Consider the following 23916-nt stretch of genomic DNA (forward strand, 5'->3'; position numbering starts at 1 on the left):
GCTCAGCCGGTCAGCAGCGCCCGGGCGCGCTGCGCGACACCGGCCGCCGGCGAGGCGTCCGCTCCGGCCTGCTCCGACCAGATCGCGGAGAGCGCACTCCACGCGAACGTCCACTGCAGCACGCGGCGCACCGGCATCCCGGTCTCGTCCGACACGACGGTTATCGTCCGCTCCAGCCGCCCGGGCGCGAGCGCGATCGCCGCATCCGGATTGCAGAGGATGTTGGCGACGTCGAATCCGGGGTCTCCGTGCAGTGGTTTCGGGTCGATCGCCAGCCAGCCGCGCGACGCGAAGTCGAGCACGTTGCCGTGGTGCAGATCCCCGTGCAGCACCACGTCGCCGGCGGGATGCGCGAGCAGTTCCTCCGCCACCGTCGCGGCCTCCGCGTAGAGGGCCGAGGCTCCTGCCGGATGGTGGCCCTCGTCGAGCAGGTCACGGAACCACCGCCTCAGGCTGAACAGCCCGTCGGGTCTCGGTCCCGAACCCGCGGTATGCAGGCGCAGGCCGGTGCGGCACAGGATGCGCGTCGCCGCATCATCGCCGGCGGCGCCGCTCAGGGCGAGCGCGACGAGGTCGCGTGGTCCGTCCGCGCGCTCCAGCAGCACGGCGTCGCCCTCGTGCTCGATCGCGCCGGCCGCTCCGCCGCCACTCCACCAGGCGAGCACCGTGTTGCCCGCGCGCTCCTCGTGCGAGGTCGCGACCTTGAGGTAGAGCGGCTCGTCGTCGCGGCGCACGGGCTGGAGGATGCTCGACGGCGTGGCGAACGCGTCGCCGTCTGCCTCGAGCCGCCAGCGTTCGCGCCAGGGCGCGAGCGCCGCATCCGCGCCGGTCACGACCGCCCCATCCCGGCGTAACCGCCCGGGGTGGAGCCGATGACCGCGACGAATTCGCGGCTGAAGTGCGCCTGGTCGGCATAGCCGAGCTCGGCGGCGAGGGCGGCGAGCGGCGGCGGTTCGGCCGAGCGCAGGGCGGCCGCCGCCTCCTGCAGTCGGTACCGCTGGATCAGCCATTTGGGACCGAACCCGATGTGACCGGCGACGAGCCGCTGCAGATGGCGGATGCCGAGCCCGAAGCGCTCGGCCAGCTGCTCGACGCGGAGCAGCGAGCGGTCGCCTTCGACCTCGGCGACGATGCGGTCGACCAGCCGAGCGTCGTCATCCGGCTCGGACAGGCCGCTCAGCCAGCTCTCGAAAGCATCGACGGCGCCGGACTCCTCGCCCTGCGCCATCCGATCGCGGACTGCTGCGACCATCCCCGCCGTCCCGGCGAGCGGCAGCCGGTCCACCGGGAGGGCGGAGGGCAGCGTGCGCACAGAGGCGCCGGCCCACCCGCGTGCGACTCCTGAATTCAGGAGGACGCCGAACGCCCATCCCGAGCCCTCCAGTGTGCGCGACGTCAGGCCGCGCTGCGCACGGTACAGGGCAGCCGAGTCGGCCTCCACCACCAGGTTCGCGGTCGGGTACTCGAGGACGTCCTGCCGCAGGCTGCCGTCGGCGGGCAGCTGCCAGCGCGGCATCCAGTAGTGGCGGACGAACGCCGCGGCGGCCTCACCCGGCGCACGTCGCGTGATGGTCACGGGCGCGTCGCCCAGGCCGGGCATCGTCCGCTCAGGAGTGAGCAGCCCCTTGCTGCGCGGCTCGGCGTCGCTGCGCGTGGTCACGCAGCCATCCTGCCACGACGGGACGCGGCCGCCAGGGCGCCAGGGCGTCAGGGCGCCAGGGCGTCAGCGATCGAACGGGATGCGTTCGAACCAGTACAGCAGGCGCGGCCAGGCGCGCCGCAGCTGGTTGAGGGTCATCGGCTCCTCCGGCCGGGTGAGCGGCACATCCAGCTCTTCCGCCACCCGCTCCATGTCGTCGACCGACCAGAACTGGCCCCGCATGCGGATCAGCAGCCGGCCCTGGCGCGACGCCACGAAGAGCTGGGGCAGCACATCGAGCGTGCTGCCCTCGTAGACCTGTACGAGAATGACGGCGCCCGCCTCGCCCGGGGCGACCCGCACCGTCCGACCGAAGAAACCGCGCTCACGAACTCCGGCACGGCTCACGATGATGGTCGTGTTCAGGAACGACGCGACGCCGATGACGGTCGCCGCGATCACCACGAGGTGGGCGACCAGCACGAACGGCCAGGCGTTCGACGGGATGGTCAGCCAGTAGACCACGGCGAAGACAGGGGTGGTGAGGGCGAGGACGGCCACGATCCCGCGCATGAACAGATGACGGTGCGGGCGCAGGACGGTCTCACGGGCTGATCCCGAATCCCTGTCCACGTCGGTCTGCTCACTCACCTCATGAGCCTGACCGATCATCGGGGCGCCCGGTAGCGGCATTTTGGGGGACACCCGTTCGTGGGGCGCGGCTGCGGACGCAAGCGCCAGGGCGCGACCAGCGTCAGCCTGCTGCGCGACCGACCAGCTCGCGGATGCGCTGCTCGTCCTGCTCGGTCAGCTCGAGAATCGCGAAGGCCACCGGCCACATGCTCCCATCGTCGAGCTTCGCCGGGTCGTTGAACCCGAGCGTCGAGTACCGGGTCTTGAACTTCGACGACGGCTGGAAGAAGAGGACCGTCTTACCGTCGATCGCGTACGCCGGCTGCCCGTACCAGAGCTTCGGCCACACCTCCGGGACCGTCTCGGTGACGATCGAGTGGATGCGCTCCGCCAGCCGGCGGTCGTGCTCCGGAAGCTCGGCGATCTTCGCGAGCAGGTCGGCGGTGTCCTGCTCACGCGTGCCCTTGCCGCGCCGGGAGGTCTTGACCTCCTTCGAGCGCTCCTTCATGGCGGCGCGCTCCTCCTCGGTGAAGGCGGATGCTGTGCTTGTGGTCTCGTTCGACTTCGTCATACCCACACGTTAGGGCTCGGTGCCTCCCGCCGGCTTCTCCGAAACTGCTCCGTTCCGGGGCACGGTTGCCATCAGACCGAGGCGGTGCGGATCCTCACTTCGCGCTCCATCCGCTTCTCGTGCCGCTGGCGTCCCTTGACCGCCTCGAGCTCGCGGCTTTTCGGCGGTGCGTTGGTGACCAGCTGGTCGAGCATCCGCCTCGTCGCTTCAGCGATCTCGTCGATCGCCTGCTCGAAGGCGGGAGTGTTCGCGCGGGAGGGGTGCGTGGATCCGCTGACCTTGCGGACGAACTGGAGCGCGGCCTCGCGCACCTCGTCCTCCGTCGTCGGCGGCTCGAAATTGTGAAGGCAGCGGATGTTGCGGCACATGTGGCGACGATAACCCGGTTGGGCACGGGACGCACCCCCTGCGCGGGTGTCCGGACGGACGCAGTGCGCAGGGATGGTCCGGCTCAGTGCACCGGCTCCTCCGCTGCCTCGGCGGACTCCGCACTGTCCGCCGGAGCGCCCGGCTTGCGGACGAACAGCGCGAGGACGATCACCGCGAGCGACAGGATGCCGCCGGCGAGGAACGCGAGGTGCGAGCCCGCGGCCGCAGCGGCGGCAGACGGGAGGTCGGGGTTCGCGTCCCCGGTTCCGGCGACGCCCGTGGCGTAGAGGGCGACGAAGATCGCCGTCCCTGCGGCGCCCGCGACCTGCTGCAGCGTCGCGATCGTGGCGCTGCCGTGCGAGTACAGCTTCGGCGGGAGCGAGCCGAGGGAGGAGCTGAAGGCAGGCGTGAACAGGAAGGCGAGCGACAGCATCAGCAGCACGTGAGCGCCGAGCAGCACGACCCAGGACGAGCCTTCGCCGAGGGCCAGCGCGAACGTCCAGAGCGAAACGGCGAGGCCGATCGACCCGGGTACGACCAGCGGCCGCGGACCGAAGCGGTCGTAGAGCTTGCCGACGGTCGGGCCGGCGAGGCCCATGAGCAGGCCGCCCGGCAGGAGGATGGCACCCACCCAGAGCGGTTCGAGGCCGAGCGTGTACCGGGCGAACTGGGGGAGCACGATGAACGCGCCGAACAGCGACACCATCGCGACCGTCATCATGGCGATGGAGACGGCGAAGTCGCGGGAGCGGAACGTCCGCAGATCCAGCAGCGCCGAATCCGTCCGCTGCAGCACGACCTGCCGCCACCCGAAGAAGCCCAGCGTGATCAGCCCGACGACGATGGGGATCCATGGCTGCACGGCCGCCTCGCCGACGGCGGCGGCGCCGATCTGGCTGAGGCCGAAGACGAGAGCGGAGAACGCGACCGCCGAGAGGATGACCGACAGCGTGTCCAGCCGGACCTTCCGGGTCTCCGAGACGTTCGGCACCTTGCGCAGCCCGATCGCGAGCATCGTGACCGCGATCGGCAGCATCACCCAGAACAGCCCCTGCCACGGCAGCACCTGGATGAGCGCGCCCGACACGATCGGACCGACCGCGGGCGCCACCGACATGACGATGGAGACGCGCCCCATGACGCGGCCCCGCTGCTCGGCGGCGACGATCGTCATCACCGTGGTCATCATCAGCGGCATCATGATCGCGGTGCCGACCGCCTGGATGACGCGGCCGACGACGAGCATCTCGAACGTCGGCGAAAGCGCGGCGACGAGGGTGCCGATCGTGAAGCTCGACATCGCGACGGCGAAGACCGGCCGGGTGTTGAGGCGCTGCATCAGCCAGCCGGTGATCGGGATGACCACGGCCATGGTGAGCGCGAAGGCCGTCGTCAGCCACTGCCCCTGGGTGGCGTCGATGTGAAGGGCCTCTTGGATGCGCGGGAGCGCGACGCCCATCATCGTCTCGTTGAGGAACACGACGAAGACGGCGGCGAGAAGCAGGGCGAGCGCGGTCCGGTTTCGTGCGGCATCCCGGGCCGGTGCTCGCTCGACGGTGAGCTCCGCCTGGTCGATGGTGTCGGTCATGTCGGTCTCCTTCGATTCTGTCTACTTCAAAAAATAAAGCACACTGCAATTAATGAAGTCAAGTGGTAAAGTGAGATCTATGACGAACCAGCACTACGGCCAGTTCTGTGGACTGGCGCGCGCAGCGGAGATCGTGGGCCAGCGCTGGACCCTGCTGATCCTGCGCGACCTCAGCGTCGAGCCGCGGCGCTACTCCGACTTGGTCGCCGGCCTTCCCGGCATCCCGACGAATACACTCGCATCCCGCCTGAAAGAGTTGGAGGAGGAGGGGCTGATCGCGCGACTGGCCCCCACCGCTGGTGAGCGCGCCGTCGTCTACGGGCTCACGCCGCGCGGCGACGAGCTGCGTCCGGCTCTGGATGCGCTCTCGCGCTGGGGCGCCGGCGGGATGCGCACACCGCGCGAGGGCGAGATCGTGACCACCGCATCCATCACCGCGGCCCTGCGCGTGGCCGCCGGAGACGGCGTGGTGCCCGACGACTGGGAGACGGCGTACACGGTTCGCGTCGGCGACATCGAGGCGCACGTGCTCATGCACGACGGCGTCATCACGGTCGGGCCGGGCGCCGCAGAGGCGCCCGACCTGATCGTCACGGCAGGTCCCGAGATCCGCGACCTGCTCGCCGGAGAGCTGGATGCGGACACGGCTGTGGCCTCGGGCGCCGTGCAACTCGAGGGTGACGCATCCCTCTTCGCCCGGTTCGCCGACAGCCTGCGGGTGCCGTACAGCCCGAATGTCCCTGCCGGCGCCTGAGGTTCAGCCGTCCGCCGGGGGCGACTGCGACGGCCCTCGGGAGCTGCGACGGGCGGTCACAAGCACCACAACGACGCCTGCGACCGCCAGCACGCCGATACCGATGGCGATGCCGATCACCAGCCCCAACCCGTCCCCACCGGATGCGGGTGCGGATGCTGAGGGGGACGCTCCCGTCGTTGACGACGTGCCTCCTCCGCAAGCCGGCGGGCTCGCCCGGCCCTCGGCGGGGGTCGTTCCGGCCGGCGGTGCGTAGCCGAATCCGAAGGAGCCGGACACGGTGTGCCCGTCCGCCGAGACGATCTGCCACGTCACTTCGTAGGCACCGGCGGCACCCAGAGCGACCGGCGCGCTCACCGTGCGGTCGAGGATGGACGCGCATCCGGTCTCGAAGTGCTCCTGGTCGGGACCGATGACCTGCACGAGCGCCGACGAACCGTCGCCGGAGAGGTCGAGCACCCGGTCGTTGAAGGTCAGCGACACCGTCTCCAGCGGCGTCGTCTGGGTCGAGTTCGCGGCTGGTGAGCTCTGCACCAGGTAGTCGTGCGCGCTGGCGCTGGCCGCGGGGGCCAACGCCAGCACACCGACGACCGCCGCCCCGAGGGCAGCGAGGAGCATGCTTCGACCGATCCGCGACGGGTGGATCGAGGCGAACACGGCTACTTGTTCGCGCTCGGTGTCGCCCGGCCGCGGCGGGTGACCGCGAACACGGCGAGCACCAGCGCGATCGCGCCGAGCGCCAGTCCGGCGATCCCCAGGCCGATCGCGACCGCGTCGCTCGCGCTCGAGTTCGACGACGTGGATGCAGCGGCAGGAGCCGCGGTCACGCTCGGCGTCGCCAGGGTGCCCTCGCCGGCCGGGGGAGCGTCGGTGATGTACACGGTCGGCGCCGGGTGCTCCGGCTCCTTGCCCGACGCCGCGGTCTTCTCATCCCAGTCCACGACCGTTCCATCCGAGTAGTACTGGTGGGTCGGGAGCAGGATGCTGCCCGTGTCGGGCATCGCTCCGGCGGAGATGACGAACTGCTGGAACTGGCCTGGGGCGATCTGCACGCCGGGGTCGGCTGTCCAGATCACCTTGGTGGGGGCCTCTGTCACGGTGCCGTCATCGGTCTTGACGGGCTTGGCGAGCTTCTCGGTGACCACCTGGGTCTTCCATCCGGTCAGCGGCTGGTAGGAGACGGAACCCAGCGGGGTGTCGGTGGGCAGGTCGACCTCCAGCTTGACCGTGCCGGCCGTGACCGATTCGGTGGGCACCTTGAAGGTGAGGGTGGCGTAGCTGCCCGTCGCAGCCTGGTCAGGGTCCACGCGGACGTGCGCGCTGGCAGCCAGTGGAGCGGAGAGGGCGAGGACAACGGCGGCGGCTGAGGCGACAGCCGCGCGCGTCAGGAAACGCTTGTTCATGAGTGATGATCCGATTCTCGGCCGCGTCGAGCGGCCGGGTACGCAAGGGGTGAGAACACCGAGTCGACCTATGGATGGACTCGGTTTCGAACTCTTCTCCCGCTTCGAGCCCGACGGCTCAGACGGGAGACCCCACAGCGGGCGGACCCCGATGCCGAAGCCGGCCGAGCAGTACCGCCGGAGCGGGCAGGGTCACCGGAACGGTGTCGATGCGCGAACGGCGCGACAGCACTCGGACAGGACCGATGCGGGCGCCGCTGAACAGGTGGCGCAGCCGGAACGCGGTGAATTCGCACACCGCACGGAACGAACGCTCCCCGTACCGGATGGCTGCGATCGTCAGCGACGCGGCCACGACGTGCGAACCCCACATGCCGGCGCCGTCCGGGCTCATCGGCATCGCAGGCCCCGGCACCAGCGTCAACTGTGCACCCGCGTGGAGGTGGCCCGCAGGCCCGGCGAAATGACCGGAGGGGCTCAGGACGAACAGCGCGTGAAACAGGAACTGACTGATCACGACCGAGCTGATGAGCCGCCACCACGAAGAGTGTTTCCCTGCGAGGGCGATGCACGCCAGCCCCGAGAAGGTCAGGCTGACCGTCACAGCCAGGGCACTCGGCGGCAGGCCGCCCCCGGCGACGTGGAACAGCGCAGCGACGAACGTCGCGAATCCGGCCGCGGCCAGACCGCGAGCTACACGAACGCCGCGCGATGACATGTCACTCCGGGATAGGGGATGGCATCGAGTCTATCGACCCCGGACCTCGCCAGGCGCCGATCGTGCCGTCGGCGCTGACCCGTGAATTGGGGTACAAATATGTCCTCCAAAGCACGGACAAAATCCCGAAAACAGTCGTACCCTAACTAATAGATGAGCAAAGCTCACCTCAACACCTGACGATGCGTCCCCGATCAGACGCGAAGGAGGGCGAGGGTCATGGTCTCCTACGCCGTTCACCACAACCACCACACGCCGCGAGGCCACCACCACTGGTGGTTCGTCGCATTGGCCGCTGTCGTCATCGCCGTAGCGGCGGTGGTCGCAGTGGTCGTGGGCGGCGGGGCGATCTACGCCGGCTCCGTCGCGTCGTCGTTCGACTCGCACGTGACCCACATCCAACGTGCCTTCCCGGCCGCTGCGACGCGCCCGGCGGTCACCTCGACCGGTGCGATGAACATCCTGCTTCTCGGGTCTGACTCGCGCGGAGCGCCCACGGGTGTCGGTGAAACCGGCGTCTCCAATCAGCGTGCGGACACCATGATGCTCGTGCACGTCGACGCCGACCGCCGCAACGTCTACGTCATGTCGATCATGCGCGACCTGTGGGTGCCGATCCCGGGAAACGGGACGGCCAAGATCAATGCCGCGCTCGCGTGGGGTGGCACTCCGCTCGTGGTCCAGACGGTGGAACAACTGCTCGGAACGCGCATCGACCACGTCGCGATCATCGACTTCACCGGCCTCAAGGACATGACCAACGCGATCGGAGGGGTGGATGTGGACAGTCCTGTCGCCTTCACCACCGTCAAATCGCCGCACTACAGCTTCGTCAAGGGAATGAACCACCTCGACGGCGACCAGGCCCTGGCCTTCTCCCGGGAGCGGTACGCGTTCCCCACCGCGGACTACCAGCGTGTGACCAACCAGCAAGCCCTGATGCGCGCCTTCGGCTCCAAGCTCGTGAGCGCTGCACTGCTCACCGACCCCGGAAAGCTCACCGCCTTCGCCGCAACCACCGGCTCGTACGTGAGCGTGGACCAGGGCTTCGGGCTGCAGACGATGCTCGGGCTAGCCGCCAGCATGCGGCTCTCGGGTCTCTCCAGCATTCACACGTTCACGCTCCCGACCGCCGGGACCGGCACATCGGCCGACGGCCAGTCCATAGTGAACGTCGACCAGGCTGCCCTCGCGCAGTTACGGACGTCCTTGGCGAACGACACGCTCGCGGACTTCGCGAAGTAGCGCGATCGGTCACGACGGCAGAGCGCCGATGCGGGATTTGTTCAAGAGACGGCGAGGGGCCCCTTCGTAAGGTCGGGACATGACCGGGCTGGAGCAGTTGCGAGTGTCGCTGGACGGCGAACTGTTCACCGCCGAGTCTCCTGGATATGAGAGGGTCCGCCTCCCGCAGAACTCTGCCTTCGATGGTGTGCGTCCCCAAGCGGTGGTGCTCTGCCGGTCGGAGGCGGATGTCGCACGCAGCATCGCGTACGCCGCCGCGGCCGGGATGCGGGCGACGCCGCGGGCCGGCGGCCACTGTTTCGCCGGACGCTCCTCTTCTAGCGACCTGGTCCTCGATGTGTCTCCCCTCGACGAGATCACGATGCAGGCCGACGGCAGCGTGTGGATCGGCGCCGGAGCACGGCTCGGCGCCGTATATCGTTCGCTGCATGCCGCTGGGCGGACTCTCCCGGCCGGCTGCGGAAGCTCTGTCGGGATCGCCGGTCTCACCCTCGGCGGCGGCATCGGGCTTCTCGGTCGTTCGTACGGACTCACCTGCGACCGGCTACGTGCCGCACGCATCGTGCTCGCCGACGGACGTACCGTGCAGTGCGACGGTGACCGCGAGCCGGAGCTGTTCTGGGCACTTCAGGGTGCTGGGGGCGGCCAATTCGGCGTCGTGACGTCTCTGCGCTTCGATACCGTCCCCGAGCCGCTGATGTACCGCATCCAGGCCGAGTGGACGCCGGCCGAACCTGCCGCCCTCGTTGCCGCTTGGCAGGCCTGGGCTCCAAGCGCCTCCGACGAGTTGACGCTGGATCTGACGCTCGAGCGCCAGCGAGGCGCAGCGCCGCGAGCAACCCTCCTCGGTGCTTCGGTCGTCTCCGAGGCGAAGACGAACCTGCTCCTTGACGACTTCTTCTCCACGATCGCGTCGAGACCGGCGCGGCTACGGACGGAAGGTCCGCTCCCATATTCCGCCCTGAAGGACGGCCTGGTCGACCGCGGCCGGTCATCGGCGAAAGACCCGATCCGTATCCGGTCGGAGTTCTTCTCGCGGTCGATGAGTGAACGCGCGACCGATTCCGTCGTCGCGCTGCTCAGCGGACCTGAAGGGGCGATGCACCGCCGGCTCACGTTCACTGCCATGGACGGTGCATACAACCGGCCGGCCGAGGATGCGACGGCGTTCGCCCACCGCAACGAGCGCTTCATGCTCGAGCACGTCGGCGCACCGGACGATGCGTGGGTCGATGCGTCATGGTCGACCGCGCATCCCGAGGCGTCCGGCCGGGTCTACCCCAATTTCCCGGACGCAGCGCTGAGCGACCCGCTGTGGGCTTACCACGCCGGGAATGGGCCCCGATTGTCCGCCATCAAGCGGCTGTACGACCCGGACCGGTTCTTCGACTTCCCGCAGGCGATCCGGCCCGCGCCCATCGAGAAAGCTGCCGACCACCACGTAGACACGACGAAAGAGGTCCCCTCATGAGCAAAGTGATCTGCGGCCTGGCCGTCTCGGTCGACGGCTACATCACCGGCCGCAACCCCGGGCCCGGCCGAGGGCTCGGCGACGGCGGCGTCCTGTTCGATTGGTACAGCAGCGGCACGGTGCCCAGCCGGGTGTTCGAGGGCTTCCACCTGACGGAGGCGAGCGCACGTGTCTTCGATGCGCTCGCATCCCGCGTCGGCGCCACCGTGGCCGGGCACACCACCTACACCGACTCCAACGACTTCGCCGGCGGCGCCCCGCACCCGACCGCTCCGCTCATCGTGCTCAGCCACGAGTCTTTTCCGCCGGCGAACGAGCGCCAGACCATCGTCGACACCGGGGTCGTGGATGCCGTGGAAGCGGCCAAGCGAGCCGCGGGAGGGAAGGACGTGGGGCTCATGGGCGGGGTTCTCGTCACCGAGGCGCTGAAGGCGGGGCTGGTGGACGAGTTGATCCTGCACCAGGTACCGGTCCTGCTGGGCGCGGGTCGGCGCTTCTTCCACGAGCTGCCGAAGCGCCTCCGTCTCCGCATCGTCGAGGTCGTCTCAGCACCGGATGTCACGCACCTCCACTACGAGGTGGAACGGTGATCCTCGTCACCGGCGGACTGGGGATGATCGGTGCCCACACGGCTGCCGCTCTGGCAGACCTCGGTCACGAGGTCATCGTCACCGGCCACCGTACGACCCGGGTGCCCTCTATCCTCAGCGGCCGTGTCGTCGTCGAGCACCTCGACACCACTGATCGCGACGAGTTCCTCGCCCTCGGACGTCGCTACCGCATCCGGGACATCGTCCACCTCGCCGGAAGCATTCCCAGCGCCGATTCCGCCGCGTTCTTCCGCGCCGAAACCAGCGGTCTGGTGAACGCGCTCGACGCCGCGATCAGCTGGGGAGTCCGCCGGTTCGCCGTGGCAAGCAGCATCAGTGTGTATACCGGCCAGGACGATCCACCCTGGAAGGAGGAGCTGCCCTTGCGCACGGTCCCCTTGCCGCATCCGATCGTCGCGTTCAAGAAAGCCGCCGAGCCGATCGCATTGAACGCCCTGCACGGAACGGGCGTCCATCCTCTGATCCTGCGAATCGGGAGCACGTGGGGGCCGTTGATGGACCCGGAGTCCGCGTTCAATCCGATCCCTCCACTGGTCAGCGCCCTCCTTCGCGGCGAGCAGCCCGCCCCCCTCTACGCCGACGAGGGCAGCGACTTTGGCTATGCGCTCGATATCGGCCGCGCGATCGCCCTCCTCATCACTGTCGGCGAGCTGCGCCACGAGGTCTACAACATCTCCAACGGCTCCCGGTACACGCATCGAGAGGTCACGGACGCGATCACGCACGCGATCCCGTCTGCACAGGTCCCCCTCATCGACGGCCGGCGCGACGCCCGCGGTGACGACGGATACCTCGATATCACGCGATTGCGGCAAGAGACCGGCTTCGAGCCGGTGTTCGACATCGAGAGCGCGATCGCGCACTACGTGGGATGGCGTAAGGCCAACTCCCGATGAAGCCGATGCCGACGACAGCAACCGATCAGAGACGGAGCGACAGGTGAGCGAACTGATGGGAATCGGACGATTCGCCCTCCACGAGGGACGAGCCGACGACTTCGAACGCCTGTCACGACAATGCATGGAGATCGTCCGGGAGAAGGACACAGGGACCCTCCGCTACGACATCTACCTCAACGCGGACAGGACGGAGGCCATCGTCATCGAGCAATACACCGATGCGCGAGCGCTCCAAGAGCATCTTGCCAACATCGGCCCGGAGCTGATGGCGGCGATCGCCGGCACGGGCGAGCTCTCCGGTGAGGTTCTGGGTGACCTGCCCAGTGATCTTGCAGCGCAGCTGGAGGACGCTCCGGTCCGCACCTTCGCCCCCTTTCTCTCGCTGAAGACCGGGACGTGATCGTGTGAACCGCATTCCTGTGCTCGACGATCGAACCGCCTACTCCTCGAGGGTGGAGCAGCGGGTCGATGAGGCCTCATGGCCCCGTCTGGGGGAGAAGGAGCGATCGCTTCTCGCTGCGGCGGGAGAAGTCGTCCGTCCGGATGCCGGCGAGGTGCTGTGGGAGGCAGGGGACCCCTACGACCTCTACCTCGTGCTCGAGGGCAGCATTCTCTTGATCGATCGGAGAGAGCGTCGCGTGGTCTTCGTGGTGGAGGCGGGCGACTTCGTCGGTGAGCTCGGAATGCTGATGGGTCAGCCGGCGTTCCTCGCGGGCGAGGCGGCTCCGGAGAGCATCCTGCTTCGAGTGCCGATCATGAGTCTGAAACGCCTCATGGCCACCTCGAGCGTTGTGAGCGACGTGCTGCTGAATGCGTTCGATGCGCGCAGGCGCCTGCTGGTGCTCGGGGGTGAGGGCGGAGTTGTTCTTGCCGGCGACGAGGGCGATCCCGACCTCCACAGGCTGCGCGCATTCACCGAACGCAACGGCATCCCCTACCGAACCGTGCTGCGCACCGACGGTCCGGCGTGGCGCACCCTGGCTGCCAGTTGCGAGCTGCCAGAGCACGGCGCCTGCGTGGTGACGGGTCGGCAGCGCGTTCTCGTCCGTCCGACCAACCGGGAACTCGCGGTCGCATTCGGACTGGATCTCGGGAGACCGCGGGGGCAGGATCACTACGATCTGCTCATCGTCGGGGCCGGTCCGGCCGGGCTCGCAGCCGCGGTCTATGGCGCCTCGGAGGGGCTGGACGTGCTCCTGGTGGAAGAGCTCGGCCTCGGCGGTCAGGCCGGCACCTCGTCGCGCATCGAGAACTATCTGGGCTTCCCGCACGGAGTCTCCGGCAGCGAGCTGACTCGGGCGGGTACCCTGCAAGCCGTCAAGTTCGGGGCGCGGATAGTCGCGCCCCGTTCGGCGACCGCGCTCGCCCGGACTCCCGACGGGTTCCGGGTGCGGCTGGACGACGAGACGGACGTGTCCGCCCGCAGCGTCGTCGTGGCGACGGGCGTGCAGTACCGCCGTCTCGACGTGCCGGGCGTCGCCGAGCTGGAGAGCAGGGGTGTGTATCACGCGGCCACCGAGCTGGAGGTGCGCGAGTGCCTCGGTCGCACCGTCGTGGTCGTCGGTGGCGCGAACTCGGCGGGACAGGCCGCGCTGTTCCTCGCCTCGCACGCGGAGCACGTGCACCTGCTCGTCCGCCGGCAGAGTCTGACCGAAACGATGTCGAGTTACCTGGAGCGGCGGCTGGTCGAACACGAGAGGATCGCGGTGCACACGCAGTCCCGGCTCGTGTCGGCGCAGGGGGACGACCGGCTCGACGCCGTCACGTGGAGGGATGAGAGCACGGGACGCGAGCAGCGGATCGCGGCGAGCGGCCTGTTCGTCATGATCGGTGCGGTTCCTCACACCGAGTGGTTGCGGGCAGCCGGTGTGGAACTCGACGAGCGAGGGTTCGTCGAGACGCAGGGTACGTACGCAACGTCGGTGCCGGGCCTGTTCGCCGTGGGGGATATCCGGGCCGGCTCGGTGAAGCGAGTGGCCTCGGCTGTCGGCGAAGGATCCGTGGTGGTCTCGGAGGTGCACTCCTATCTGGCAGGCCAGGGTCCCTCGGCGGGCGAGGATGTCCGGCTCGCCAGGAACGGCGCGTAAGAGGCCGAATGGTCGTGACCGCACGCGCAGCGCTCCAGGTCGCCGTGCAACAGCGTCCGCGGCGTCACCCCCGTGAGGCGGACGCATTCGCGGGTGAGGTGCGCCTGGTCCGAGTAACCGGCGTCCACCGCCAGCCCGGCGATCCCATCGTTGCCGCGTCGGCCGGTCGCTGCGACTCCCGCCTGGGCCAACGCGAGAAACCCCTGGAACCTGAGTGTTCGTTGCAAGACCTTCGGGCTTACGCCAACGGTCTGCAGGGAGCGGCGGCGTAACTGGCTCTCGGACAGCGCGACGTGTGCGGCGACCGCACCGACGTCGACCGGCCGCCACGGCATGAGCACCGCGACGGCCTCGCGCATCAGACGATCCACGTGCTGAGCGGCGCGAAATTCCCGGAGCAGAACCGCCTCGAGTACGGCGACGGCGTGTTCGGGACGGCCGCTCCGCTCGGAAGCCCCCGCCATAGCATCGGCGAGGCGAGTGGCCAGTCCTCCCCACAGATCGGCGAGTGGGATGCGCTGGTCTACGAGCTCGTCAAGCATGACGGGAAGCGGGGGCGCGGCACCCGGAAGGAAACGGACCCCGACGATGGTCGTGTGCGGTGGTATCGGCTCGAACCAGTGTCCGGTCAGCGGCCCAGCGAGGGTCGGGGACCCACCGAGCGGGATATGGAGTTCGATGCCTCCCGTCGGAAGATGACGCTGCAGATAGACCGTGTCACCAGTTCGTTGGACCCAGATCGTCCGTACAACCTGGGCCAGTGCGGGTGATGGCCGCCATTCGACGTAGGTCTCGGTCATCATGACCACCTTTCCCGCTCCTCCAGAATGTCAGCGACGGATCGCGGACGCCAGAGGCGTCGATCCCGCCGCCGGCGCATGGGCGATGTCCTCCTGCACGAGCTCCGCGTTCACCGCACCGGCGGTCAGCGAGCCGAGCCCGAGCGAGACCGAGACGTTCGCGCGCGGTTCGACGACGTTCCCGACCGCCCACACCCGGGGAACGGAGGTCCGTCCGTCCCGGTCGGCCTCGATCCACGAGCCGGCGGGGCCATCCGTCGCTTCCGCGCCCAGCGACCGCAGGAGGGCGTCATTGGGCCTGAGCGTGGGACCGGTGAAGACCACATCGACGGGCACGGTCCGCTGTTCGAGCCGGATGCCCTCGAGTCGGCCGTTCGCGGTCACCAGCTCCGCGACGGCACCCCGTTCCACCCGGATGCCGCGACGCGCGAGAGCGTCCGCCTCCGCTTCGTCGGGTTCACCGACGACGTTGGGGAAGTAGACGACGCGATCCGACCATTGACGCAGCAGCTGCGCCTGCCCGACGCTCTGCGGTGAAGTGGCGACGACCCCGATGACGTCATGACGATGCTCCCAACCGTCGCAGTAGGGGCACACCACGGCCCCTGTGCCCCACTGCTCGCGCAGGCCCGTGATCTCGGGCAACTCGTCGGTCAGGCCGGTCGCCACGATGAGGTGACGCGCCCGGATGACACCGGTGGCGGTCGTGACCTCGACGCTCTCCGCGCCCGCTCGCGCGGAGACGGCGTCGTCGACGACCACGCGCACGCCGTAGCCCGCGAGCTCTCTCCGACCCTTCTCGAGCAGTTCCACAGGCGGGAGCCCGTCGTGCCCCAGCACACCGTGCATGTGGGGCGCTGTCCTGTTCCGTGGTCGCGCCTGGTCCACGACCAGCACGTCTCGACGTGCGCGGCCCAGCGAAAGCGCGGCGCTGAGGCCGGCCGGTCCGCCACCCACGATGACCACATCGGTGTTGACGTCGCTCTGAATGCTGTTCATGGGTTCATCGTGCCGGGGTCCGCGTAGAGTTGACAACGACTTTTGCCATGCTGTCAACACGCCGGAGGAACGATGATGCGCCAGGACGAGTTGGCGGGGATCGGTAGTCGGTTGCGGGCCATCCGGGAGTCGCGGAAGCTCACGCTTCGGGCGGTCAGCGATGCCACGGGCATCGCCGTCAGCACCCTCTCGCGCCTGGAGTCCGGTGCCCGGCGCCCGCAGCTGGAGCATCTGCTCCCGCTCGCCCGGCTCTACCGTCAGCCTCTCGACACCCTTGTCGGCGCTTCGTCCCTGGGTGATCCGAGGATCCATCCGAAGCCGCGCGTCCGAGATGGTGTCGTCACCGTTCCGCTGTCGGGCGGCGCGGGATCGTGGGAGGCGTTCAAGCAGGTGCTGCCGCCCACGCCCGACAAGCACATCCCTCAGTGGGTGCATCCCGGCTGGGACTGGATCTACGTGATCTCCGGCCGGATGCGCCTGCTCCTCGCCGACGACGACCTCATCCTGGAGGCCGGCGAGGCCGCCGAGTTCGACACCAACGTCCCTCATGGCTTCGGAAACCCGGGCCCCGAGGTCCTCGAGGTGCTCTGCCTCTTCAACGCGGAGGGTGCGCGCATTCACACCCGGGCGTCCGCGTAAGGCCGCCCGGCTCATGGCCGGATCACTTCGTCTTCGGGAAGGCCGCTCGAACGACACGACGGTTGAGCAGGACGGCGATCGCGATGATGATCGCCCCGACGATCGCCTGCTCGACCTTCATCCACACCGGGTAGCCGGAGTCGGGTGCGACGATGATCAGGCAGATTCCGATCGGCGCGAGGATCGAGATCCAGCGCATCCGCGAGTACGCGCGACGACTGCCGCGAGCGGCGGCGCGGGTGACGATGACGAAGACCAGGCTCGCGACGACGACGACCGAGCCGCGCAGCCAGACGACCCAATTGACTTCGGCGGGCGCTACGAGGGTGAGGACACCGGCTGCCCCCAGCGTGAGCAGTGAGACAGCGGCGCAGAGCATCCACAGCCGCGAGACCAGCCCGAAGGTGGTCCGCACTTCCTGGCGCTCGCGGGGTTCGGTGAGGGTGGTCATCAGGCTCCTTCTGGTCGGGTGGCACGGTCGAACAGCTCGACGATCTCTCCGATGGCCGCCTCGGCGGCCTCGTCGGTCGCCGGCATGGTGGTGGCGAATGCGTCGATCGACGCGCGGATGGACCGGGCGACGACGAGAGGGTCGAATGCGCGGAACTCTCCCGCTTGCTGCCCCTGGGACAGCAGAACGGACAGGAGGAGAGCCGACGTGTCTTCCCGTATCCCGTTGTCGCTGCGGGGGGCATTGCTGATCACCTCGATGACGGCCCTTGCGGCGAGGCGATTCTCGGCGAGAAAGCACAGGTTCGTGCGGATGTAGGCGGCGAGCTTGCCGCGCCACGTGGTCTCCGCTTCCATCGCGGGGACCATGACGGCCGCCGCCTTCTGGACGACGTGCTCGACCACGGCACCCATCAGCGCCGCCTTGTCGGCGAAGTGATACGAGATCATCCGCGTGCTGCTGAGCTCTGCGATCTCCCGGATGCGGGCGAAGGACGTCGCGGCGAAGCCGTGCTCGGCGAGCACCCGGATGGTGGCGTCGACGATTTCCCGTCGTCGCTCTTCGGTCGATCGATAGCTGCGCGTGGTGGTCACGCGTTCATAATTACTTAATTAAGTAATTCTGGCAAGAGTCAACGGCGCAGAGCCCGGCACGCGAGGTGCACGGCAAGCCGGGTCTCCGGGTCGCCCAGGTCGAGTCCGAGCAGTTCCTGGGCGCGGATGACCCGCGTGGAGACGGTGTTGCGGTGAAGGCCGAGCGCTTGAGCGGTCGCTGCCACACCTGACTCGTGATCGAGGTAGGCCGCGAGCGTTTCGACGAGCTCGGGTCCGCGCGCGATCAGCGGGGCGAGCAGGGATTCGGCAGCAGGGACGAACGTGTCGCTCTCGGTCCACGACAGCAGCAGTTGCTCAAGGCCGAGCGCATCCATCCGCACGAAGTAGCCGGTCGCGGAGCGTCCGGCGGCGATGCGCGCGGCGTCCGCGGCGCCGTCGATCGTGGCGACGAGCCCGGTGGCGCCGCCTTCCAGCGTCCCGACGCCGGTCGCGACGTTGAAGACCCGCCGTGCGGCCGAGTGCACCGCGAACAGCGCACGCACGCTCTCCTCGACGCGGCTCGGTGGAGGAGGCGTCGAGAAGCTGAGCCACCCGGTCACACCGCGACCGCTCGTGGCGGCGTGGGAGTCGACGGGCAGCGACGTCAGCTCGCGGGCGACCAATCGCAGCAATTGGAGCGTGTCCACACGGGAGCGACCGACCAGCCGGAAGCCGAGGTGGTATCCCGACGTACGCCAGCCGCGCTCCAGCATCCGCTGTTCCAGCTCGGAATCGCGGCTATCGCGAAGCTCCAGGAAGTCGCGCAGCAGGCCGGAGGCCACCGCCGCGTCGTTCACATCGGCGACCTCGTCGATGAGGATGCGCGCGGCGACCGCGGGCATGGCCACTTCGGCGGCCACGGCGAGGGCGCTCAGCTGCACGACGCCGAGACCCTTCCCGAAGACGGCGAGGCGCAGGCCCGCCCGGCTGGGGCTGTCCACCCGGACGGAGGCGGCGGAGCCCTCCGGCAGCTCGACCGTGCTGATCCACGGGCCGAAGTCGACAGCGGCATGTACCGAGGGAGGAAGCGGCTCGCCGGCCTCCAGCAGCACCCCTTCTGCGTCGATCAGGGCGACACCGTGACCGACGCTGGCGGAGAGGTGCCGCAGCAGGTCCGCGAGGTTGTCCGCGTGGTACTCGATCGACTGCGCGACGCGACGCACGTACCCGAGCGTCAGGGCATCCCGCCCCTCACGCAGTTCCCACCCGGCTCGTGCCAGCGCCATCGGGTCCGTGGCGCTGAGGAGGGCCAGACCCAGGCGGACGGCGAGCGAGCGCGTTCCGGCGCCGAACCCCTCCGCCTCGGGGAGCACCAGCCCGCGGTACCCGCGGTCGCGCACCCGCCGCACCAAGGCGTCCTGCTGCCACGGCGTGGCGGGCGGCGGGACCGTGAGCACCGCCAGCCTCCCGTCGCCCCGGTCCGGAAGTCCGCCCTCGGCAGCGGCGACGACCAGTTCGCGCCAGAGAATCGACGGCTCCGCCCCTGCGACGCCGCGCAGTCCACCGTTCGCAGGATGCGCGAACAGCGCGCCGAGGTCGAGTCCGTCGCTCACGCGTCCACCTCCAGCCCGGCCAGTCCGAATCCGGCCGGGGTGATGTGCCGTTCTCGGTCGGGAGAGGAGGTCCACCAGGTCGGGGCCGCCAGTGCCAGCACGATCACGTTGCGGGCGAGGGTGATCTCGTCGACCTGCAGCACGTCTCCCGACACCGAATCGAGCGCGACGATGATCTCCGGGCTCGCGGCGGTGGTCCGGCCGTCGCGCATCACGGCCAGCAGTTCGGAGCGGGCGACCAGCCGCAAGAGCGCGCCGTCGTCGTCGTCCAGCTGGATGGCGCTCACGTACGGATCCTCGACCGACGCCTCGACGCCGGTCACCCGGCCTGTGCCGAGCAGCCGCGCGTCGAGCGCCTCGGCGAGAGCGGCAGGCGCGAGGGCGCGGTCGGCTGCGGCCAGACCGAGTCCGAGGGCACGTGTCACGGTGCCGAGCACCCCGTGCGCCGCGAGGTCGCCGACCGTGAAGCCGGCGATCAGGACCGCTCCAGCGCCGCCGGCCTGCACGATGGCGGAGCGCACCTGGCTCTCCACATCCGCCCGCCGAGCTGTGTCGATCACCACGACCCCGCCGCCCGTGTCGCAGACCGTCACCACGCCCGGGAGGTCGTCCACCAGCAGCGAGACCTGGTCCAGCCGGGGCAGCGCGCGGCCCATCAGGTCCGCATCCACGAGGTCCAGGCGATCCGCCAGGAGCAGCGGACTGAGCCCGTTCATCCCGGCACCCTCGAGACCGCAGACCGCACTGGCGCGCACGCCCGTCCACCGCTCCGCTGCGGCCAGCAGCGGCCCGAACGCGTCAGCTGCGGGGAGGCGCTCGGTGAGCAGATAGGTCGAGCCGGCGAAGGCCACGGCGACGCAGGGGGTGGACGGCGTGAACTCATGCGGCTCCCGCAGCGTGATCGGCCAGACCGGGGCATCCTGCACCATGAGCTCCAGCATCGTGGTCGCGCCGCCGCCCCCGGAGCCGAGCAGGGAGAAACCCCGGGCGAGAGCCGTGAGGCTCTCCGGGCCGAGAGTTCTCATGCCCACCAGACTAGGCGGCCACAGGGTAGGCGGAGGCAGACTGGGCGGAGACCGCCGGAGCGACGGCGTCAGACCAAGGCCCGCGAGGTCTCGACCGGCACGAACTCCTCACTCAGCCCGAAGGCGCGCGGACCGAAGGCGGCGAGCGCCGCGGGCGTCCGCATCATCTCCGGCGTCGAGATGCCGAGAACGCGGACACGCTGTCCGTAGCGCAGACCCTCCGTGGTGATCGGCTCTCCGGACTCGATGTCCGTGACGCAGATCAGATCCGGCACGATCGCGACGAGCCGGCCGTCGCGGTGGGCGGTGAGGTTTTCGTTCTGGAACCGGATCTCGAGGGTGGCGCCCGAACCCGTGCCATCCAGCGAGGAGATGGTGGCGCGTCCCTTGGCGAAGCCCTCGGTGGTGCGGCGCTCCACATCCGTGACCTTGCCGGCGAAGAGCTCCCGGACCTCCGGGTACAGGGTGGTGGAGAGGGTCCGAGCGATCGCCTCGAACGGGGAGCGGTGCTCCTCCCGCGCCTCCCGGATGGCCCGGCCGAGGGCGAGCGCCATCGAGAGGGTGCGCGGCACAGCGGTCCGCTTCACGTCGGCGCCGCTCATCGCGTACTCCGCGATGTGCCCGACGCCGCCGAGCCGGATGGTGACGCCGCGCGCCAGCCATTCCATCTGCCGGTCGTCGTCGCCGGTGTCGATCACCACGGTCTCTCCGCGCTCTCCCGCCAATGCCAGCGGGGAGCCGTGTACCCCGTAGACGGCGAAGGTCTCCATCGAGAGCTCGGGGAACGCGCGGCCCATGCCGTCCGCATCCACCACCGGAAGTCCGGTCTCCGCCGCGACGATCAGGGGAATCATCGAGTTGATCCCGCCGCACTCGATCGGCATGGTGGCGTCCGCGCGCCGGCCGAGGTGCGCCTCCAGGGTCCGCAGGGCCAGCGTCGGCTCGGTGCCTGCCGGGATCTTCTCGATCATCACGGTCGGCGCGCCCATCTGGGCCGTCGGGATGACGAACGTGTCGTCGGCCAGGTCGTCCGGGTCGAGGATGGTGATGCCGTCGAGGCCCCGATCCTGCAGAACGCGCGCGACGAGCATCTGCCCGATGTACGGGTCGCCGCCTCCGCCCGTCCCGAGAAGGGTCGCCCCTCGGGCGAGGTCGGGGAGGTCGGCCGCCGTCAGCACCCAGCTCACGCGTCCACCTCCTCGAGGGTGCGCTCCGCGGTGCCGTCGAAACGGTGGGACGGCAGGTCGTAGCCGAAGTATCCCGGACCCACCATGGCGAGTGCCTCGGCGCTGTGCCAGCGCGGATCGCTGGGGGCGGCGATCACCCGTACCCGCTGGCCGTAGCGCAGGCCTTCTGTGGTGATCGGCTCTCCGCTCTCCGCGTCGAGCACGATGATGAGGTCGGGAGTGGTGACGAAGACCTCGTCGCCCGATCGTGCGATCAGGTGCTCGTTCTGGAAGGCGAGGTCGAGCGTCGCCTCAGCCCCTTCGATGGCGGCGCGACCGCGGGCGAATCCGGCGGTCGTGCCGCGCTCCACATCCACCACCTTGCCGGAGAAGAACTCCCGGCCGCCGAGCAGTTCGACGGTTTCGGAGACCGGGTCCGTCTTGGCCGCACGCGCCGCCGTGATTCCGGACCCGATGGACAGGCAGTGCTGCAGAGAACCGGGGACCAGGGCCTCGCGGGCGACCGCGCCGCTCATCGGGAAGCCCGAGATCATGATGGAGCAGCCCATCTCGACGCACGCGACGCGGGCGATGCGCTCGGTCCAGTGGTTGTCCACGGTGTTCAGCACACCGACGTTGCCCTTTTCATCGCCGAAGGCGAGCGGTGACGCGGTGACGCCGTACAGGGTCGGAAGCACCATCTGCAGTTCGGGGAACGCGCGGCCCATGCCGTCCGCGTCGATCAGCGGAAGTCCGAGCGCGGCGGCCGCGGCGACCGGGATGGTGGAGTTGACCCCGCCGATCTCGGCGCACGCCACGTGCGTCACCGGCCGGCCGAGGTAGGTGCCGAGCGCGTGGACGGGCGCGATCACCTCGTCGAGGCTGGGCAGCTTCTCGACCATGACGGTCGGAGCCCCCATCATCGCCACCGTGAGAACCAGTGCGTCGTCGGGCACCTCGTCGAGGGAGACGACCGTCACCGCTCCGTGCTCGGCGAGGGCCTGCTTGGCGAGCAGCGACCCGATGTAGGGGTCGCCGCCGCCTCCGGTGCCCAGTACGGCGGCTCCGCGCGCCAGCTCGCCGATCAGCTCGGCGGTCAGCGTCCAGCTCATACCCGCACCTCCATCGCCAGGTCGCCGACCGCCTTGACCCGGATGCGGGTCGCGTTACCGGGCAGGTACGGGATGGGCACCTCGTCGAAGTCGACGATCGCGACCGACGTGGGGGAGGCGCCGGCCGCGATCGCCTTGTCCACCGCTTCCGCCCGAACGGCGGCGATGGCCTCTTCGCGACGGCCGGGCTCGATGGCGTACACCTTGTCGATCTCGCCCCCGACCTGTGCGATGGATGCGCCGATCGCGTTGGCGACGGCGTAGTTCTCTGGCCGGTGAACGGCGCCGAAGATCGGCAACTCATCCGGCAGGAGGATGGATCCGCCGCCCACCGCGACGACGGGGATGGGGTCGGGGGATGTGCGCATCCGGTCGACGGCCTCCGCCACCCGCTCGGCGATGCGGCCCAGCACGCGCTGCACGAACGCGGGGTCGAGGTGCGCGACCCGGGCGGGGTCGCCGACCACCGCCCTGCCCGCCGCGACCGCGATGTCGGTCGCCGTCAGCGTGGAGCCGCCGAACACCAGGGCCTCGCTGGTCAGCCGGTATCCGACGGACTCCGGCCCCACCTCTGCCGTCTCGGTGTTCACGATGGAGCCTCCACCGATGCCGATCGACAGCACGTCCGGCATCCGGAAGTTGGTGCGGACGCCGGCCACCTTGACCTCGTTGGCCGTCTCGCGGGGGAAGCCGTTCACCAGGAGACCGATGTCGGCGGTCGTGCCGCCGATGTCGACGACCGCGCAGGTCTCCAGTCCGCTGGTGAGTGCGGCTCCGCGCATCGAGTTGGTCGGTCCGGACGCGAAGGTGGCGACCGGGTAGAGGCGCACGTAGTCCTCATCCATCAGCGTTCCGTCGTTCTGGCTGAGGAAGATGGGCGCGTCGATCCCTTGCGCGCGCACTGCGGAGGTGAGGCCGTCGACGATCTCGGACGCGAGCTCGCGCAGTGCCGCGTTGATGATGGTCGCGTTCTCGCGCTCGAGCAGCCCGATGCGCCCGATCTCGTGCGAGAGCGAGATGGCCACACCGTCGCCCAGCTCGTCGGCGAGGATGGCCGCGGCCTGCGTCTCCACGTCGTGGTTCACCGGCGAGAAGACGGAAGAGATCGCGACCGAACGCACGCCGTTCGCCGCCATGTCCGCCGCGATGCCCTTGAGCTCCGCGACGTCGATGGGCGAGATCGGGCGGCCGTCGAACTCGTAGCCGCCGTGCGCCAGGTAGCCTCGGCCACCGATCGCGGCGATCAGCGACTCCGGCCAGTCCACCAGAGGGGGAAGGGCCCTGGTTGCAGGCAGGCCGAGACGGAGGGCCGCCGTGGGCGCCAGCCGCTTGGCCTCGACGAGCGCGTTGATGAAGTGCGTCGTGCCGATCATCACCGCGTGGATCTCATCGCCCCGGAAGTCCTGCGCCTCCCGCAGAGCTTCGATCGCGCTCACGATGCCGCTGGTGACATCGGGGCTCGTCGAGTTCTTCACGCCGGCCAGGGTGGTGCGGCCGTCCATGAGGACCGCGTCGGTGTTGGTGCCGCCGACGTCGATGCCGATATGCATTCTGTGTCGCTTTCTGTGCTGGTGCGGGTCGAGAGGTGGT

Annotated in this window: 26 protein-coding genes; 8 read left to right on the top strand and 18 right to left on the bottom strand. The window is 69.4% G+C overall.

All coding sequences use genetic code 11. From position 1 onward, the window contains the following. Positions 1 to 2 precede the first annotated feature (2 nt). The 6 genes from AB7E03_RS17210 to AB7E03_RS17235 all read right to left on the bottom strand — a co-directional run bounded on the left by AB7E03_RS17210 (position 3) and on the right by AB7E03_RS17235 (position 4800). Entirely contained in the window at positions 3 to 833 is an 831-nt protein-coding gene (locus tag AB7E03_RS17210; RefSeq protein ID WP_489942545.1) for an aminoglycoside phosphotransferase family protein, read from the bottom strand. Continuing rightward, positions 830 to 1660: a helix-turn-helix domain-containing protein gene (locus AB7E03_RS17215; RefSeq protein ID WP_489942546.1), complete on the bottom strand. Its 831-nt coding sequence runs from the start codon at positions 1658 to 1660 to the stop codon at positions 830 to 832. Before AB7E03_RS17215 ends, AB7E03_RS17210 begins: the two co-directional genes overlap by 4 nt. Before the next feature lie 63 nt (positions 1661 to 1723). Beyond that, a complete protein-coding gene (locus AB7E03_RS17220) occupies positions 1724 to 2290 on the bottom strand; it encodes a hypothetical protein (RefSeq protein ID WP_489942547.1) in 567 nt (188 codons plus the stop codon). 103 nt (positions 2291 to 2393) lie between these two features. Then, positions 2394 to 2843: an iron chaperone gene (locus tag AB7E03_RS17225; protein WP_489942548.1), complete on the bottom strand. Its 450-nt coding sequence runs from the start codon at positions 2841 to 2843 to the stop codon at positions 2394 to 2396. Between the two features lie 71 nt (positions 2844 to 2914). Next, positions 2915 to 3211, bottom strand: coding sequence for a DUF2277 domain-containing protein (locus tag AB7E03_RS17230; protein WP_489942549.1), 297 nt, complete (start codon positions 3209 to 3211; stop codon positions 2915 to 2917). An 83-nt stretch (positions 3212 to 3294) separates the two neighbouring features. Further along, a complete protein-coding gene (locus AB7E03_RS17235; RefSeq protein WP_489942550.1) occupies positions 3295 to 4800 on the bottom strand; it encodes an MDR family MFS transporter in 1506 nt (501 codons plus the stop codon). 79 nt (positions 4801 to 4879) lie between these two features. Here AB7E03_RS17235 and AB7E03_RS17240 point away from each other — a divergent pair, with 79 nt between their 5' ends. After that, positions 4880 to 5554, top strand: a complete 675-nt coding sequence (locus AB7E03_RS17240; protein ID WP_489942551.1) for a winged helix-turn-helix transcriptional regulator — start codon at positions 4880 to 4882, stop codon at positions 5552 to 5554. Positions 5555 to 5557: 3 nt separating this feature from the next. Here AB7E03_RS17240 and AB7E03_RS17245 read toward each other — a convergent pair whose 3' ends face one another. The 3 genes from AB7E03_RS17245 to AB7E03_RS17255 all read right to left on the bottom strand — a co-directional run bounded on the left by AB7E03_RS17245 (position 5558) and on the right by AB7E03_RS17255 (position 7675). After that, on the bottom strand, positions 5558 to 6172 hold the full coding sequence (locus AB7E03_RS17245) for a copper resistance CopC family protein (RefSeq protein WP_489942552.1): 615 nt from the start codon (positions 6170 to 6172) through the stop codon (positions 5558 to 5560). 41 nt (positions 6173 to 6213) lie between these two features. Further along, positions 6214 to 6957: a YcnI family copper-binding membrane protein gene (locus tag AB7E03_RS17250; protein WP_489942553.1), complete on the bottom strand. Its 744-nt coding sequence runs from the start codon at positions 6955 to 6957 to the stop codon at positions 6214 to 6216. Positions 6958 to 7075: 118 nt separating this feature from the next. Continuing rightward, on the bottom strand, positions 7076 to 7675 hold the full coding sequence (locus tag AB7E03_RS17255) for a hypothetical protein (protein ID WP_489942554.1): 600 nt from the start codon (positions 7673 to 7675) through the stop codon (positions 7076 to 7078). A gap of 219 nt (positions 7676 to 7894) precedes the next feature. Here AB7E03_RS17255 and AB7E03_RS17260 point away from each other — a divergent pair, with 219 nt between their 5' ends. The 6 genes from AB7E03_RS17260 (at position 7895) to AB7E03_RS17285 (ending at position 13988) form a co-directional block, all read left to right on the top strand. Continuing rightward, the gene (locus tag AB7E03_RS17260; protein WP_489942555.1) at positions 7895 to 8920 is read left to right on the top strand and encodes an LCP family protein; all 1026 of its coding nucleotides are present in this window, start codon (positions 7895 to 7897) and stop codon (positions 8918 to 8920) included. A gap of 79 nt (positions 8921 to 8999) precedes the next feature. Then, positions 9000 to 10391, top strand: a complete 1392-nt coding sequence (locus AB7E03_RS17265; protein ID WP_489942556.1) for an FAD-binding oxidoreductase — start codon at positions 9000 to 9002, stop codon at positions 10389 to 10391. Further along, the gene (locus AB7E03_RS17270; protein WP_489942557.1) at positions 10388 to 10981 is read left to right on the top strand and encodes a dihydrofolate reductase family protein; all 594 of its coding nucleotides are present in this window, start codon (positions 10388 to 10390) and stop codon (positions 10979 to 10981) included. The genes AB7E03_RS17265 and AB7E03_RS17270 overlap by 4 nt, the downstream gene beginning before the upstream one ends. Beyond that, the gene (locus tag AB7E03_RS17275; protein WP_489942558.1) at positions 10978 to 11898 is read left to right on the top strand and encodes an NAD-dependent epimerase/dehydratase family protein; all 921 of its coding nucleotides are present in this window, start codon (positions 10978 to 10980) and stop codon (positions 11896 to 11898) included. The genes AB7E03_RS17270 and AB7E03_RS17275 overlap by 4 nt, the downstream gene beginning before the upstream one ends. A 43-nt stretch (positions 11899 to 11941) precedes the next feature. Further along, a complete protein-coding gene (locus tag AB7E03_RS17280; RefSeq protein ID WP_489942559.1) occupies positions 11942 to 12301 on the top strand; it encodes a putative quinol monooxygenase in 360 nt (119 codons plus the stop codon). A gap of 4 nt (positions 12302 to 12305) precedes the next feature. Further along, complete coding sequence (locus tag AB7E03_RS17285) at positions 12306 to 13988, top strand: FAD-dependent oxidoreductase (protein ID WP_489942560.1); 1683 nt, start codon at positions 12306 to 12308, stop codon at positions 13986 to 13988. On the opposite strand, the gene AB7E03_RS17290 is transcribed toward AB7E03_RS17285, so the two are convergent. Further along, positions 13925 to 14788, bottom strand: a complete 864-nt coding sequence (locus AB7E03_RS17290) for a DUF6597 domain-containing transcriptional factor (protein WP_489942561.1) — start codon at positions 14786 to 14788, stop codon at positions 13925 to 13927. The two genes, AB7E03_RS17285 and AB7E03_RS17290, sit on opposite strands and share 64 nt — an antisense overlap. Before the next feature lie 30 nt (positions 14789 to 14818). Continuing rightward, positions 14819 to 15787, bottom strand: a complete 969-nt coding sequence (locus AB7E03_RS17295; RefSeq protein ID WP_489942562.1) for an NAD(P)/FAD-dependent oxidoreductase — start codon at positions 15785 to 15787, stop codon at positions 14819 to 14821. Positions 15788 to 15862: 75 nt separating this feature from the next. Here AB7E03_RS17295 and AB7E03_RS17300 point away from each other — a divergent pair, with 75 nt between their 5' ends. Then, positions 15863 to 16426 (top strand): XRE family transcriptional regulator, encoded by a 564-nt coding sequence (locus tag AB7E03_RS17300; protein WP_489942563.1) that lies wholly within the window; start codon positions 15863 to 15865, stop codon positions 16424 to 16426. 22 nt (positions 16427 to 16448) lie between these two features. On the opposite strand, the gene AB7E03_RS17305 is transcribed toward AB7E03_RS17300, so the two are convergent. The 7 genes from AB7E03_RS17305 to AB7E03_RS17335 form a co-directional block, all read right to left on the bottom strand. Next, entirely contained in the window at positions 16449 to 16877 is a 429-nt protein-coding gene (locus AB7E03_RS17305) for a hypothetical protein (protein WP_489942564.1), read from the bottom strand. After that, positions 16877 to 17470, bottom strand: a complete 594-nt coding sequence (locus tag AB7E03_RS17310) for a TetR/AcrR family transcriptional regulator (protein WP_489942565.1) — start codon at positions 17468 to 17470, stop codon at positions 16877 to 16879. The genes AB7E03_RS17305 and AB7E03_RS17310 overlap by 1 nt, the downstream gene beginning before the upstream one ends. A gap of 38 nt (positions 17471 to 17508) precedes the next feature. Then, positions 17509 to 19023 carry a PucR family transcriptional regulator gene (locus AB7E03_RS17315; RefSeq protein WP_489942566.1) on the bottom strand — a complete coding sequence of 505 codons (1515 nt, stop codon included), beginning with the start codon at positions 19021 to 19023 and terminating at the stop codon, positions 17509 to 17511. Continuing rightward, on the bottom strand, positions 19020 to 20048 hold the full coding sequence (locus AB7E03_RS17320) for an S-methyl thiohydantoin desulfurase domain-containing protein (protein ID WP_489942567.1): 1029 nt from the start codon (positions 20046 to 20048) through the stop codon (positions 19020 to 19022). The genes AB7E03_RS17315 and AB7E03_RS17320 overlap by 4 nt, the downstream gene beginning before the upstream one ends. Before the next feature lie 68 nt (positions 20049 to 20116). Further along, on the bottom strand, positions 20117 to 21235 hold the full coding sequence (locus AB7E03_RS17325; RefSeq protein WP_489942568.1) for an S-methyl thiohydantoin desulfurase family protein: 1119 nt from the start codon (positions 21233 to 21235) through the stop codon (positions 20117 to 20119). Further along, positions 21232 to 22326: an S-methyl thiohydantoin desulfurase family protein gene (locus tag AB7E03_RS17330; protein ID WP_489942569.1), complete on the bottom strand. Its 1095-nt coding sequence runs from the start codon at positions 22324 to 22326 to the stop codon at positions 21232 to 21234. The genes AB7E03_RS17325 and AB7E03_RS17330 overlap by 4 nt, the downstream gene beginning before the upstream one ends. Further along, positions 22323 to 23876, bottom strand: a complete 1554-nt coding sequence (locus AB7E03_RS17335) for a hydantoinase/oxoprolinase N-terminal domain-containing protein (RefSeq protein WP_489942570.1) — start codon at positions 23874 to 23876, stop codon at positions 22323 to 22325. Before AB7E03_RS17335 ends, AB7E03_RS17330 begins: the two co-directional genes overlap by 4 nt. Between the last annotated feature and the right edge of the window lie 40 nt (positions 23877 to 23916).

It is taken from the genome of Leifsonia sp. RCC_180, assembly GCF_058138205.1.

Excerpts from the sequence above, each read along its gene's own strand:
- AB7E03_RS17255 (WP_489942554.1), bottom strand. The coding sequence starts at position 7,675 with ATGTCATCGCGCGGCGTTCGTGTAGCTCGCGGTCTGGCCGCGGCCGGA.
- AB7E03_RS17270 (WP_489942557.1), top strand. The coding sequence starts at position 10,388 with ATGAGCAAAGTGATCTGCGGCCTGGCCGTCTCGGTCGACGGCTACATC.
- AB7E03_RS17265 (WP_489942556.1), top strand. The coding sequence starts at position 9,000 with ATGACCGGGCTGGAGCAGTTGCGAGTGTCGCTGGACGGCGAACTGTTC.
- AB7E03_RS17240 (WP_489942551.1), top strand. The coding sequence starts at position 4,880 with ATGACGAACCAGCACTACGGCCAGTTCTGTGGACTGGCGCGCGCAGCG.
- AB7E03_RS17330 (WP_489942569.1), bottom strand. The coding sequence starts at position 22,326 with ATGAGCTGGACGCTGACCGCCGAGCTGATCGGCGAGCTGGCGCGCGGA.
- AB7E03_RS17335 (WP_489942570.1), bottom strand. The coding sequence starts at position 23,876 with ATGCATATCGGCATCGACGTCGGCGGCACCAACACCGACGCGGTCCTC.
- AB7E03_RS17300 (WP_489942563.1), top strand. The coding sequence starts at position 15,863 with ATGCGCCAGGACGAGTTGGCGGGGATCGGTAGTCGGTTGCGGGCCATC.
- AB7E03_RS17235 (WP_489942550.1), bottom strand. The coding sequence starts at position 4,800 with ATGACCGACACCATCGACCAGGCGGAGCTCACCGTCGAGCGAGCACCG.
- AB7E03_RS17320 (WP_489942567.1), bottom strand. The coding sequence starts at position 20,048 with ATGAGAACTCTCGGCCCGGAGAGCCTCACGGCTCTCGCCCGGGGTTTC.
- AB7E03_RS17245 (WP_489942552.1), bottom strand. The coding sequence starts at position 6,172 with ATGCTCCTCGCTGCCCTCGGGGCGGCGGTCGTCGGTGTGCTGGCGTTG.
- AB7E03_RS17250 (WP_489942553.1), bottom strand. The coding sequence starts at position 6,957 with ATGAACAAGCGTTTCCTGACGCGCGCGGCTGTCGCCTCAGCCGCCGCC.
- AB7E03_RS17305 (WP_489942564.1), bottom strand. The coding sequence starts at position 16,877 with ATGACCACCCTCACCGAACCCCGCGAGCGCCAGGAAGTGCGGACCACC.
- AB7E03_RS17230 (WP_489942549.1), bottom strand. The coding sequence starts at position 3,211 with ATGTGCCGCAACATCCGCTGCCTTCACAATTTCGAGCCGCCGACGACG.
- AB7E03_RS17225 (WP_489942548.1), bottom strand. The coding sequence starts at position 2,843 with ATGACGAAGTCGAACGAGACCACAAGCACAGCATCCGCCTTCACCGAG.
- AB7E03_RS17295 (WP_489942562.1), bottom strand. The coding sequence starts at position 15,787 with ATGAACAGCATTCAGAGCGACGTCAACACCGATGTGGTCATCGTGGGT.
- AB7E03_RS17290 (WP_489942561.1), bottom strand. The coding sequence starts at position 14,788 with ATGACCGAGACCTACGTCGAATGGCGGCCATCACCCGCACTGGCCCAG.
- AB7E03_RS17260 (WP_489942555.1), top strand. The coding sequence starts at position 7,895 with ATGGTCTCCTACGCCGTTCACCACAACCACCACACGCCGCGAGGCCAC.